This window comes from Streptomyces sp. JB150 (assembly GCF_011193355.1).
GTDB lineage: Bacteria > Actinomycetota > Actinomycetes > Streptomycetales > Streptomycetaceae > Streptomyces.
The window spans coordinates 6,540,634-6,552,624 of sequence record NZ_CP049780.1 but is presented as its reverse complement, the minus strand read 5'-3'; the positions used below and the strand labels follow the sequence as shown (position 1 = coordinate 6,552,624).

General features: G+C 72.9%; 8 protein-coding genes and 1 pseudogene. 3 read left to right on the top strand and 6 right to left on the bottom strand.

From position 1 onward, the window contains the following. The first annotated feature begins 21 nt into the window (after nucleotides 1–21). Nucleotides 22–2,181, top strand: coding sequence for a family 16 glycoside hydrolase (locus G7Z13_RS29840; protein ID WP_166005435.1), 2,160 nt, complete (start codon nucleotides 22–24; stop codon nucleotides 2,179–2,181). A 36-nt stretch (nucleotides 2,182–2,217) separates the two neighbouring features. Here the strand turns inward: G7Z13_RS29840 and ligD are convergent, their stop codons facing one another. Both ligD and G7Z13_RS29830 read right to left on the bottom strand, forming a co-directional pair. Continuing rightward, nucleotides 2,218–3,228: a non-homologous end-joining DNA ligase gene (gene ligD / locus G7Z13_RS29835; protein ID WP_166003409.1), complete on the bottom strand. Its 1,011-nt coding sequence runs from the start codon at nucleotides 3,226–3,228 to the stop codon at nucleotides 2,218–2,220. Nucleotides 3,229–3,294: 66 nt separating this feature from the next. Beyond that, on the bottom strand, nucleotides 3,295–3,636 hold the full coding sequence (locus tag G7Z13_RS29830) for a hypothetical protein (RefSeq protein WP_166003407.1): 342 nt from the start codon (nucleotides 3,634–3,636) through the stop codon (nucleotides 3,295–3,297). 172 nt (nucleotides 3,637–3,808) lie between these two features. On the opposite strand from G7Z13_RS29830, the gene G7Z13_RS29825 reads away from it, so the two are divergent. Further along, nucleotides 3,809–4,876, top strand: coding sequence for an ATP-dependent DNA ligase (locus G7Z13_RS29825; protein ID WP_166003405.1), 1,068 nt, complete (start codon nucleotides 3,809–3,811; stop codon nucleotides 4,874–4,876). 52 nt (nucleotides 4,877–4,928) lie between these two features. Here G7Z13_RS29825 and G7Z13_RS29820 read toward each other — a convergent pair whose 3' ends face one another. Next, nucleotides 4,929–6,119 carry a zinc-dependent alcohol dehydrogenase gene (locus G7Z13_RS29820; protein ID WP_166003403.1) on the bottom strand — a complete coding sequence of 397 codons (1,191 nt, stop codon included), beginning with the start codon at nucleotides 6,117–6,119 and terminating at the stop codon, nucleotides 4,929–4,931. Nucleotides 6,120–6,668: 549 nt separating this feature from the next. On the opposite strand from G7Z13_RS29820, the gene G7Z13_RS29815 reads away from it, so the two are divergent. After that, entirely contained in the window at nucleotides 6,669–7,592 is a 924-nt protein-coding gene (locus G7Z13_RS29815; RefSeq protein WP_166003401.1) for a DUF3048 domain-containing protein, read from the top strand. A 112-nt stretch (nucleotides 7,593–7,704) separates the two neighbouring features. Here the strand turns inward: G7Z13_RS29815 and G7Z13_RS29810 are convergent. The 3 genes and pseudogenes from G7Z13_RS29810 to G7Z13_RS29795 form a co-directional block, all read right to left on the bottom strand. Further along, nucleotides 7,705–7,898: pseudogene (locus G7Z13_RS29810) on the bottom strand (hypothetical protein); the annotation flags it as partial. A 105-nt stretch (nucleotides 7,899–8,003) separates the two neighbouring features. Then, nucleotides 8,004–8,618 (bottom strand): hypothetical protein, encoded by a 615-nt coding sequence (locus G7Z13_RS29805; protein ID WP_166003399.1) that lies wholly within the window; start codon nucleotides 8,616–8,618, stop codon nucleotides 8,004–8,006. 604 nt (nucleotides 8,619–9,222) lie between these two features. Then, nucleotides 9,223–11,901: a tetratricopeptide repeat protein gene (locus G7Z13_RS29795; protein WP_166003397.1), complete on the bottom strand. Its 2,679-nt coding sequence runs from the start codon at nucleotides 11,899–11,901 to the stop codon at nucleotides 9,223–9,225. Nucleotides 11,902–11,991 lie beyond the last annotated feature (90 nt).

Sequence of the window (11,991 nt, the reverse complement as noted above, 5' to 3'; positions counted from 1 at the left end):
CTGCTGGCGGGGCTGCTCCTGATGCTCGGGGTGCAGGGGGCCCCGGCGGCGCTCGGCCAGACCGAACCGTCCGCCGCGCCCGCCGCCGCGCAGGTGCTGACCTGGACGGCCGGTGACGACATCACCCGGTACACCTCGGCGCCGGCGACCGCGGTGGCGGGCCCGGCGACGATCGTCTTCGAGAACAGCGCGGCCACCGGCAACACCACCGGCATGCCGCACACCCTGACGTTCGCGACGAACGACCCGGAGTTCAACGGCGACGTGCCGCTGAACATCCTCGCCACCCCCGGCGACGACATGGGCGGCCGGCACACCGCGGAGGTCACCCTGACCCCGGGCCGCTACTTCTACCACTGCACGATCCCCGGCCACGGCTCCATGCAGGGCATCCTCGTGGTGACCGAGGGCGGCGGCGCGGACACCACGCCGCCGCAGGCCACCGCCGAGGTGACCGGGACGCGCAACGGGCAGGGGCAGTACGTCGGGTCGGCGACCGTCACGGTCCGGGCCACGGACGAGGCCGGCGGGTCGGGCGTGGACCGCGTCCAGTACGCGCTCGGCACGTCGGGCGACTGGCTGCCGTACACGGCCCCGGTCGTCGTCGACCAGGTCGGCACCCACACCGTCCGCTACCGCGCCTGGGACAAGGCCGGCAACGTCTCCGCCGAGCAGAGCGCCGAGTTCACCGTCGTCGCCCCGCCGTCGGACGACACCACGCCGCCGGAGACCTCGGCGACGGTCAGCGGTGAGCGCGATGCCGGCGGTGCGTATGTCGACATGGCGACGGTCACCGTCACCGCCTCGGACACCGGGTCCGGGGTGAACACCATCGAGTACGCGCTCGGCGCGTCCGGCGCGTGGCAGCCGTACACGACGCCCGTGATGGTGCACCAGGCGGGGGCGTACACCGTGCGCTACCGCGCCACCGACAAGGCGGGCAACGTGGCGGCGGAGAAGAGCGTCGAGTTCACGGTGGTCACCGCGCCGCCGCAGGACACCACGCCGCCGGTCACCGGAGCGACCGTGGAGGGGACGCTGAACTCCGACGGGGCGTACGTCACCCGTGCCACGGTCACGGTGACCGCGACCGACGCCGGCGGGTCGGGCGTCGACCGGATCGAGTACTCCCTCGACGGCGGACCGTATCTCGCCTACACGGCCCCGCTGATCGTCGACCGGGCCGGGGCGCACACCGTCGCCTACCGTGCCACCGACAAGGCCGGCAACACCTCCCCGGCCCGCACCGTGACCTTCACCGTGGTCCCGGGCCAGGTGCCGGCCCCGCCCTGCCCCGAGTACGACGAACGCCTCACGGTCATCGTCGGCACCGTCGACTCGGGCGTGCCGAACCGGATCACGAACAACCGGTGCCGGATCAACGAGCTGATCGAGGACGAGAAGGAGTGGTCCTCGCACGCGCTGTTCCTCAAGCACGTGAAGACCGTCCTCGACCGGCTGCTGCGCGAAGGGGTCGTCGACCAGCGCGAGTACAACGCGATCCAGCGGGCCGCCCGCCAGTCCGGCATCGGCAGGCCGGGCCAGACCGACGGGTACCGCAAGATCTTCGACGGCAGCGCGCAGTCGTTCGCCGCCTGGCAGCACGTCGGCGGCGGCTCCTTCGCCCTCAACGCCGACGGGTCGATGACCAGCGGCACCACCAAGGCGGGCCTCGGCATGCTGTGGTTCCCGCAGCGCAAGTACGGCGACTTCTCACTGCGCCTGCAGTGGCGGGACGACGCGCCGGGCACCGGCAACGCCAACTCCGGTGTCTTCGTGCGGTTCCCGTGGGTCCACGACCATCCCGAGGAGCCTCGGCCGGAGTGGGTCGCCATCAAGTACGGGCACGAGGTGCAGGTGCTCGACCGGCCCGACGGCGACACGTACAAGACCGGGTCGGTCTACGGCTTCGACCGGGTCGGGCTGGCCGGGGCCGGCGTCACCCAGAAGGGCACCTGGAACGACTACGAGATCCGGGTGGTGGACCAGCACTACTCGGTCTACCGCAACGGCGTGCTGATCAACGAGTTCGACAACACCGGCGGCCAGGAGTTCAGCCCGCCGCGCGCCGACGACCCGGGCACCGACGGGCGGCGGTTCGCCTCCGGCTACATCGGGCTCCAGGTGCACGGCACGACGGACGTGATCTCGTACCGCGACATCAGGATCAGGGAACTCTAGGAGGAGGGAGGCCGGACCGGCAGAAGGCCTGACGGCTCAGGCCTTCTTCGCCCGGCTCGGCTGTACCCGCTTGGGCTCCCCCGGCATCTTCGGATACTCGGGCGGGTACGGCAGGTCCCCGAGCCCGTGGTCGTGTTCGTCGCGGCGGGCGAGGTCGAGCAGGGCGTCGAGGGAGTAGCGGTGCTCGTCCATGTCCGCGTGCACGTCGCCGGCCTCGGCGAAGCGCGCGGGCATGGTCGCGAGGTCGAAGTCCCGGGGGTGGGCCTCGCCGACCTCCTCCCAGCGCAGCGGCGCCGAGACGGGGGCGTGCGGGCGGGGCCGTACGGAGTAGGCGGAGGCGATGGTGCGGTCGCGGGCGGTCTGGTTGTAGTCCAGGAAGATGCGGTTGCCGCGCTCCTCCTTCCACCACTTGATGGTCACCCGGTCCGGCATCCGCCGCTCCATCTCCCGTCCGACGGCGATGGCGGCGCGCCGGACCTGGGTGAAGGTCCAGCGGGGCTCGATGGGCACGAAGACGTGCAGTCCGCGCCCGCCGGAGGTCTTCGGAAAGCCGCGCAGCCCGCCGAACTCCTCCAGCACGGCCCGCAGTTCGTGGGCGGCGCGCACCGCGTCGTCGTAGTCGGTGCCGGGCTGCGGGTCGAGGTCGATGCGCAGTTCGTCGGGGCGGTCGACGTCGTCCCGGCGCACCGGCCAGGGGTGGAAGGTGAGGGTGCCGTACTGCGCGGCCCACACGACCGCGCCCTCCTCCGTCGGGCACATCTCGTCGGCGGTGCGTCCGCTGGGGAAGGTGATGTGCGCGGTGGGAATCCAGTCGGGCATGCTCTTCGGTGCCCGCTTCTGGAAGAACGACTCACCGCCCACCCCGTCGGGGTAGCGCTCCAGCGTGGTGGGCCGGTCCCGCAGGGCGCGCAGGATCCCGGGGCCGACGGCGATGTAGTACCGGGCGAGGTCCAGCTTGGTGAACCCGCGCTCGGGAAAGAACACCTTGTCCGGGTTGGTCAGCCGCACGGTCCGCCCACCCACGTCGAGTTCCACCGCTTCACCCATGCAGCCACGGTAGGCGTGCGGCACTTTTCCCGCATACCGGACACCGTCGCCCCGCGGGGAGTCCGGCTACTTGCCCACGCTCACCTTTTCGCTGTCGAGCAGCGCCGTGTGCGTGGCGGCCGTGATCATCAGGATCATCAGCAGGAACCCGGCGAGCGGGCTCTCGCTCTCGTTGCCCGGGTCGATCGCCAGAGCAAGGCCCGTGACGGCGATCTCGCCGACGACGTAGAGGACCGCCAGCCACGGTTTCACCACACCCTTGACCGCCGCGACGACGAAGGGCACCGCGGCACACAGGCCCAGGGTGACGACCGGGACGAGCGTCCAGATCACCTGTGCCGCCGGGTGCTGGAACATGCGGGGCCGCGGCGGGGTGAGAGGGGCGTCGAAGTACGGGTTGGTGGCCATGCGGGTCTCCTGAGTGATCGGGTGTGTGAGGGGCAGTGTGCTCGGGTGTGGCCTCGTGTGCCGGGGTTCGGCGGTGATTGCCCCGTACGGGTGATCACGCGGCGGTTCCGGGGCGGGTCCCGGCCGGATCGCTCGACGGGCGGGCGGCTGGGAGCGCTCCTAGAGTCGGACCATGGATCTGCCGGTCATGCCGCCCGTGAAGCCGATGCTCGCCAAGTCCGTGGCGAGGATCCCGCCGGACATGCACTACGAGGCGAAGTGGGACGGGTTCCGGGCGATCGTGTTCCGGGACGGGGACGAAGTCGAGCTGGGCAGCCGGACCGGGAAGCCGTTGACCAGGTATTTCCCGGAACTGGTGGCGGCGCTCAAGGAACGGGTGCCCGCGCGGTGCGTGCTGGACGGGGAGATCGTGATCGCGCGGGAGGGGCGGCTGGACTTCGACGCGCTCACCGAGCGGATCCACCCGGCCGACTCGCGGGTGCGGATGCTGGCGCAGCGGACGCCGTCCTCGTTCGTCGCCTTCGACCTGCTGGCCCTGGACGACGTGTCACTGCTGGAGGTGCCGCTGGAGGACCGGCGCACGCTGCTGGTCAGGGCGCTGTCGCAGGCGACGCCGCCGGTGCACGTGGCGCCGGCGACGACGGACATCGAGGTGGCGCGGCAGTGGTTCGAGCAGTACGAGGGGGCCGGACTGGACGGGGTGATCGCCAAGCCCCGGGCCCTGCGGTACCGCCAGGACGAGCGCGCCATGTACAAGATCAAGCACGAGCGGACCGCGGACGTGGTCGTGGCCGGCTACCGCTTCCACAAGAGCGGCCCGGTCGTCGGCTCACTGCTGCTCGGGCTGTACGACGACCGGGGCGCGCTCCAGCACGTGGGCGTCTGTGCCGCGTTCCCGATGCGGCAGCGCGCCCTGCTGGTGGAGGAGCTTGAACCGCTGCGCATGGAGGACGTCGCGGGGCACCCGTGGGCGGCGTGGGCCGAGGAGGCCGCCCACGAGTCGGCCCGGCTGCCCGGCGCGCCGAGCCGCTGGTCGGGCAAGAAGGACCTGTCGTGGGTGCCGCTGCGCCCCGAGCGGGTCGCGGAGGTGGCGTACGACCACATGGAGAACGGCGCCCGCTTCCGGCACACGGCCCGTTTCCGCCGCTGGCGCCCGGACCGGACCACGGAGAGCTGCACGTACGCCCAGCTGGAGGAGCCGGTGCGGTACGACCTCGCGGAGATCTTCGGTGAGGCGTGAGGTGTGAAGGGTGAGGCGTGTGCCGTGACGCCTCGCAGGGGCGCCGTGATACTCAGGGCGTCATCAGCACCTTGACCGCACCGTCCCGCTTGCGCTGGAACATCTGGTAGGCGTGCGGGGCGTCGTCCAGCGGGACGCGGTGGGTGGCGAAGTCGTCGACGCCGAGCGGGTCCTCGTCCGTGAGGTACGGGATGATCTCGTCGGTCCAGCGGCGGACGTTGGCCTGCCCCATGCGGATCTGCAGCTGCTTGTCGAACAGGGTCAGCATGGGCAGCGGGTCGGCCATGCCGCCGTAGACACCGACGAGGGACAGGGTCCCGCCACGGCGCACCAGCTCGATCGCGGTGTACAGGGCGGCGAGCCGGTCCACGCTGAAGCGCTCCGCCAGCGGGCCGCCGATGGACCGCGGCAGCAGGGCCGCGGCCTGCTGGGTGAGCTTGGCGGCGGCGCTGCCGTGCGCCTCGGTGCCCACCGCGTCGATCACGGCGTCCGGGCCCCGCCCGTCGGTCTCGTCGCGGATCGCGGCGACCAAGTCCTTCTCGCTGTCGAAGCTCTTCAGGTCGTACGTCTCGACGCCGCGCGCCCGCGCCCGCTCCAGCCGCTCGGGGACCAGGTCCACGCCGAACACCCGGCCGGCGCCGCGCACCTGGGCGACCCGGCAGGCCATGTCGCCGATGGGCCCGAGGCCGAGCACGGCGACGCTGCCGCCCTGCGGGATGTCGGCGTAGGCCACCGCCTGCCACGCGGTGGGCAGCACATCGGAGAGGTAGACGAAACGGTCGTCCGGCGGGCCCTGGGGGACCTTGATCGGGCCGTACTGCGCCTGCGGGACCCGCAGGTACTCGGCCTGGCCGCCGGGGACCGCGCCGTACAGGCGGGTGTAGCCGAACAGGGCGGCGCCCATGCCCTCGGAGCTGACCTGGGTGGTCTCGCACTGGGTCTGGAGCGCGTTCAGGCACATCCAGCAGTTGCCGCAGGCGATCTGGAACGGGACCACGACCCGGTCGCCGGCCTTCAGGTCGGGCACTCCGGCGCCGACCTCCTCGACGATGCCCATGGGTTCGTGGCCGAGGATGTCGCCGGGGGTCATGAACGGGGTGAGCACCTCGTACAGGTGCAGATCCGAGCCGCACAGCCCGGTGGAGGTGACGCGGATGATCGCGTCCGTCGGCTCCTCGATCCGTGGATCGGGCACGCTCTCCACGCTGATCTTCCGCTTGCCCTGCCATGTCACTGCCCTCATCGTCCGCGCTCCCTCTCTCGCGCCCCGGGGGCCTGTCCTGCCGTTGGCGCGGGCCGGGTACCCGGACGCGCTCCGCCGAACCACGGGTCTGCGCCGATCGGCGCATTCGGCGCGCTCCGCGCGTGCCATCGGCGTGAGCGGCGGCGGAACTGCCGAAGTGATCGGGTATGGCGATGTATCAGCGGATAAGCGCACAATCGAGAACACGGGACTGGGCGGGTGGCGATGGTGGGCACAGCACGAAGAGCACTCCTGGGGCACGTCGGCACGACGCCGGTGGCGCCGGGCGGCACGCGCCTGGGGCACCTCAGTACGGCGTCGGCGCCGGGAGAGGCCCTTCCGGGCCGCCTCGACGAAGCAGCGGTGGCGGCGGGGGCCGCGGTACCAGGGGGTGCCCTTCCGGGCCGCCCCGGAGTGGCGGCGGGCACGGAACCGGCTCCGCGCGGTGCCGCCGCCGTCCCGCGGAGGTGCCCCAGGCGCGCCGCGGCTCCCCGGAGGACCCGCCGGGGCCGCCTCGGCGCCACGGCCGCGCTGCTGGCCGCCGTCGCCATGGCGGCCTCCCTGACCGCCGGGTGCACCGGCGGCGACGGCCCCGCCGACGACGGCCGGGGGCGCGGCCGCGAGCCGGGCGCCACGGACTCCCCCGAGAGCAGGACCGCCCGGGGCTCCGTGCTCGCCGTGAAGATCGACAACGCTCGCCGGGCCCGCCCGCACACGGGACTGAACGCGGCGGACGTGGTCTACGTCGAGCAGGTCGAGGGCGGCATGAGCCGGCTGATGGCGGTGTACGCCACCCGGTTCCCGCACGCCGTGGGCCCGGTGCGCAGCGCCCGGGAGACCGATCTGGAGCTGCTGGGCCAGTTCGACCGGCCGACGCTCGCGTTCTCCGGCGCGCAGCGCAAGCTGCTGCCGCTGATCGAGCAGGCGCCGCTGCGCGCCGAGCCGCCCGGCCTGACCCCCGGCGCCTACTACCGGGGCACCGGCCGCCCCGCCCCGCACAACCTGTATCTGCGCCCCGGCGCCCTGCTGCCCGAACCGCCCGGCCCGGACGCGCTGACCACCGGCTTCCGCTACGGCGCCGCGCCCTCCGGCGGCACGGAGGTGGCCGCGCGGACCGTGTCGTACCCGGCGGCGCGGTTCACCTTCACCTGGTCGCAGCGGCGGGACGGCTGGCTGGTGTCGATGGACGGCACGGCCGCCACCACCACCGACGCGGGGCCGGTCGCGCCCGCGACGGTCGTCGTGCAGTACGTGAAGCTGCGCGCGTCGGACTACTACGACTCCCTCGGCAACAACACGCCGTTCACCGAGACGGTGGGCTCCGGCCGGGCGGAGGTGCTGCGCGACGGCAAGGTCCACGAGGTGCGGTGGAAGCGGGGGTCGGCGTCGGAGGGGACGCTGTTCACGACGAACGACGGCGCTCCGGTGAACTTCGCCGAGGGGCAGGTCTGGGTGGTGTTCGCGAAGGCCTGAACCGGGCGGCCTCCCGCACTGTACGGCGAGCTGACCGACCCGGCGCCGCTCACCGTCCGCCCGCCGGCGTCTCCCCCGCGTTGCGCAGTCCCTCCGCCGCGTCCGACACCCGCTGGTCGAGCCCGACCCGCTCCCCCACCGTGCGCTGGCCCGGTCCCGGCTCGGCGACGAGGGCGTTCAGGCCGGCGAACTGCGGGACCGTAGGCCGACGGAGGGGCCCGGTGGTCATCCACCGGGCCTCCGCATGCGCCGTGAGGTGATCTCCTCGGAGACCATCGTGTTCCGCAGCAGGTGGTGGGCCTGCTGCCGTTCCTTCCGGGGCTTGTTGGCATTACGAGGGTGAGGTTGCTAGATGCGCTGATGGCCGCTGCGCCAACTGCTGATCGGTGACGGGCGAAGAGACGCGGTCGGTCAGTGCTGCGTCCGGTGCCAGTCCGGCAGGGGCGGCATATGCGCCATGGAGGGCATGTGCGGTGTCCTCATGGCCCGCTGCCAGATCCCCCGGGCCTGTTCTTCGGGGCGCTGTTGTTCTCCGTGCAGCGCGTTGAGGACGAGCAGGCCGCCTGTGAGCGCCGGGATCGTCCACTGCAGGAAGGCGAGCTGCCGCTGCGCTTTGTCCGTGTCGACCGGGTGCTCCTCGGCCTTTTCGGCGTCTTCCGGGTCGCTGGAGGACGCCAGCTCGATCTTCTTGCCCAGCACTCGGCTGTACGCGGTGGCCGCCAGGGCGGCCGCGGTCAGCACAGTCTTTGCCGCGGTGGAGGCGGCCACTCCCTGCTGGGTTGCGACCCGTGCGGCGTTCGTCGCGAGCAGGCCACTGCTGCCCACCAGATGCGTGCCGATGGCCGCGGCATTCACCGGGGCCCACTTCGCCCAACCGGAGCTGGCGATCCGCGCGGAGGTCACCTGCGTTCCGCCTACAGCTCGTGCCGCTCCGTTGAGCCCCACCGCGCCCATCAAAGAGCCGCCGAACCATGCGGCCAGCCCCAGGTCGTGCAGGCTGCGTATGACGGTATTGCGTTCCGACATCTCGTGACTTCCTTTCGATGGACAGCGAGGCCAGCAGCACATCGGCACTGCGTCCACTGTTGCCCGACACAAGACAGGCCGCATCTCGGGCACCGACGAACGGACGACGGTCCGTAAGCAGCCGTTGTGAGAGACAGCCCATGAGCGCCACCCCTCTTCCCGGGCGTGGCGGTGCATCACCAACCAGGCGATCCTGAGCCCGGAGTTCGACGCCGGACCGTTCGCCGACGGGCCATCGGCAGCGTCTTGCGCTTTCTCGGCACGCCGAGTTCTCCGAGACGTGGGATACCTACGCGCACCCGCCCATGGCTGTGCGGGGTGTGGCGATGGACACCTTCAGCGGTCTCTTCGGCGCCGGCGGACCGGCATGCTGCCCGCGCAGCGCGGCAGCCGGCAGCAAACCGACGGTGTCAGCCGCACGGCCGCATGACGTCGATGCGGGGCTTGACAGTGTGTCCATCCCATTCGGCCCCGATTCGGGCCCAGGGCCAGCCGAATGGGAGGGTGGACAGCCCCTCTGACCTGGGCCGGAGGGGTGCGACAGGACGAGTCGGGCTGTACGCCGGGTTCTGTTCCTCCCGGCGTACGCCGGCGGCGGCCGTTGTCACCCCGTCAACGCCGCCAGCGCCTCCTCCGCCTGGGTCACCAGCCCGTCCGCGCCGCACGAGCGGGCCAGGGACAGGCCGCGGTCCAGCTCCTGGGCCGAGCGGGCGGCGAGGCCGTGTTCGATGCGGGCGGCGGCGTGCTCGTACTGGCAGGGGGAGGCTTCCAGGTAGGTGACGGCCTGGGCGGTGAGGCGGACCTGGCGCTGGCCGGTCTCCAGGGCGGCGGCGCAGCGCAGGGCCTCACCGATGGCGGTGTCGGTGCCGAAGCGCTCGGCCTGGCGGCGGGCGTCGGCGGCGAGCCGGGCCGCGCGGGCGGGGTCCCGGACGGCGAGGGCGCGGGCGAGGTCGACGGTCCAGGGCGCGAGGACCGGGTTGTGTCCGCCGCGCGCGGCGGCGGCCTTCTCGGCGGCCTCCAGCTCGTTGACCCCCTCGTCCGTGCGGCCCACGGCGAGCAGCAGCCGGCCGCGCACGGAGCGGGTGTCGGGCAGGACGATGGTCGACGGGTAGGGCGGGGCGAAGCCGTACTGTTCGGCGACCGTCCAGGCCTCCTCGACCCGGCCGCGGGCGAGCAGCGTGTCGACCAGTCCGCAGGTCGCCGACCAGTACAGGGGCAGGCCGCGGCCGACGCGTTCGGCGATCCGCAGTGACTCGCGCAGCACCTTCTCGGCGTCCTTGAGGCGGCCCTGGCGGCGGAAGGCGAGGCCGAGGAACGCGTGGGCGAGGGCGAGGTGGCCGCCGCTCCAGCCGGCCGAGGTGTAGGTGCGCAGGGCCTCGGAGAACAGGTTCTCGGCGCGGTCGAGGCGGTCGGTGTAGGCGTAGGAGCTGCCGAGCATCATCAGCAGTTCGACGCCCCACTCGGTGTCGGTCCAGCCGAGTCCGGGCGCGAGGCGGCCGTTGACGAGGGCGCGGTCGCAGACCTCGACGACCTCCTCGGCGTTCTCGCCGTGCGTCATGGCGTCGAAGCCGCGCAGGATGAGCAGGGCCCGCTCGGAGTTGTCGCGGCCGGCGCAGGCGCGGGCGAGTTCGGCGAGCCGCTCGGAGCGGCCGGGGGTGGCGGCCTCGCCGGCGTAGATGCCCTCCCACATGTACTGCACGGCCCGCAGCCGCATCCGCGCGGGCCCCTCCTCGTGCCGGGCGGCCTCCGCCTCGACGGTGCGCACGGCCTGTTCGAGCTGGTCGTTGTGGAGGAGGGCCTGGGAGAGGCGGAACACCGCGTCGACGCGTTCGGCGCCGTCGAGGCCGGGCAGGGCGAGCGCGGTCCGGAGGTGGTCGACGGTCTTGGCGGGCGCCGTGAGCAGGGTGGCGCAGCCCAGTTCGTAGTGGACGTGGGCCTGCACCTCGGGCCGGGGCGGCTCCTGGAGGGCGCGTTCCAGGCACTGGCGGGCCGCGTCGGGCGCGCCGACGGCGAGGTGTTCCCGGGCGGCCTCGCGCAGCTGGTCGACGAGTTCGGCGTCGTCGTCGGGGTGGACCTGGAGCAGGTGCCGGGAGGCGGCCGCCGCGCCGAGGCCGAGGTCGGTGACGATCCGGGCGGCGATGCCGTGCATGGCGCGGCGCAGCGCGTCGGGGATGGAGTGGTAGACGGCGGTGGCGATCAGCGGGTGGACGAACTCCAGGTCGCCGTCGGCCGCCGGCCCGCCGGCCGGGTCGGGCGCGGTGAGGATGCGGGCGCTGGTGAGCAGCCCCGCGCAGCGCTCGGCCTGCTCGACGCTCATGGTGGTCAGCTTGGCGACCAGGTCGACGGTGATGCCGGTGCCGAGGATGGCGGCGGCCCAGGCGAACCGGGTGGCGTCGATGCCCAGTTCCTCGAGGCGGGCGACGAGACCGCCGCCACGGGCCGAGCGGTTGAGGGCGCGCAGCTCCCCGGCGGAGGCCTCGGTCGGCTCCAGTTCGCTGTCGAGCACCTTGGCGAGGAGTTCGACGGTGTCGTACGGGTTGCCGTCGGTGACCGCCCAGACCTCGCGGCAGAACGGGCCGTCGGCGTGCGCGCCGACGGTGGCGCGGGTCAGTCCGGCCACGGCTTCCGGGGTGAGGGCGCTGAGCGTGGTGACGGAGCCCGCGGCCACGTCGGCGATCGCGTCGAGGTGGCGGGCGCGGGCGCCGGTGGCCTCGCCGGGGCGGCGGGCCACCACGAGCAGTACGGGCGTGTCGTGCAGCCGTTCGGCGAACGCGGCGAGCCAGCGCAGGGTCTCCTGGTCGGCCCAGTGGGCGTCGTCGATCAGCAGCACCAGCGGCCAGTCCCGGCGCGCCAGCCGGCGCACGGCGGCGACCAGGCCGTCGCACACGCCCTGCGGGTCGGGCTGGCGCTCCCCCGGGTCCGCGATGCCGAGGGCGGGTCCGGCGACGTCGTACCAGTCGCCGAGGTAGTCGCGCGCCTCCTCGGGCAGCATCGTGACCAGCGCGGGCTGCAGCAGCTGCCGTATCACGTTGTACGGCACGGACCTCAGGGTCTCGCCGCCGCGCGCCGACCACACCGTGCAGCCGCGCTCCTCCGCGATGCGGCGGGTCTCCGCGAGCAGTGCGGTCTTGCCGAGACCGGCCTCGCCGCGGAGGACCAGCAGGCCGCCGGCGGACGAGCGGTCCTCGCGCAGGGCGTCGACGGCGCGCCGGATGGCGTCGATCTCCCGGTCGCGCTCCCACAGGGAAGCCGAGGCGGCCGCCGCCGGCCGTACCTCCGTCATCCCGCTACCTCCCCTAGGCAGTGTCTTCAAATGATCTTGAATGGTGGATCATGGTGGCGTGATACGTCGCCATGAACTGTCCGATGCCGA

Excerpts from the sequence above, each read along its gene's own strand:
- G7Z13_RS29795 (WP_166003397.1), bottom strand. The coding sequence starts at position 11,901 with ATGACGGAGGTACGGCCGGCGGCGGCCGCCTCGGCTTCCCTGTGGGAG.
- ligD (WP_166003409.1), bottom strand. The coding sequence starts at position 3,228 with ATGGGTGAAGCGGTGGAACTCGACGTGGGTGGGCGGACCGTGCGGCTG.
- G7Z13_RS29840 (WP_166005435.1), top strand. The coding sequence starts at position 22 with ATGCTCGGGGTGCAGGGGGCCCCGGCGGCGCTCGGCCAGACCGAACCG.
- G7Z13_RS29815 (WP_166003401.1), top strand. The coding sequence starts at position 6,669 with ATGGCGGCCTCCCTGACCGCCGGGTGCACCGGCGGCGACGGCCCCGCC.
- G7Z13_RS29825 (WP_166003405.1), top strand. The coding sequence starts at position 3,809 with ATGGATCTGCCGGTCATGCCGCCCGTGAAGCCGATGCTCGCCAAGTCC.
- G7Z13_RS29830 (WP_166003407.1), bottom strand. The coding sequence starts at position 3,636 with ATGGCCACCAACCCGTACTTCGACGCCCCTCTCACCCCGCCGCGGCCC.
- G7Z13_RS29820 (WP_166003403.1), bottom strand. The coding sequence starts at position 6,119 with ATGAGGGCAGTGACATGGCAGGGCAAGCGGAAGATCAGCGTGGAGAGC.
- G7Z13_RS29805 (WP_166003399.1), bottom strand. The coding sequence starts at position 8,618 with ATGTCGGAACGCAATACCGTCATACGCAGCCTGCACGACCTGGGGCTG.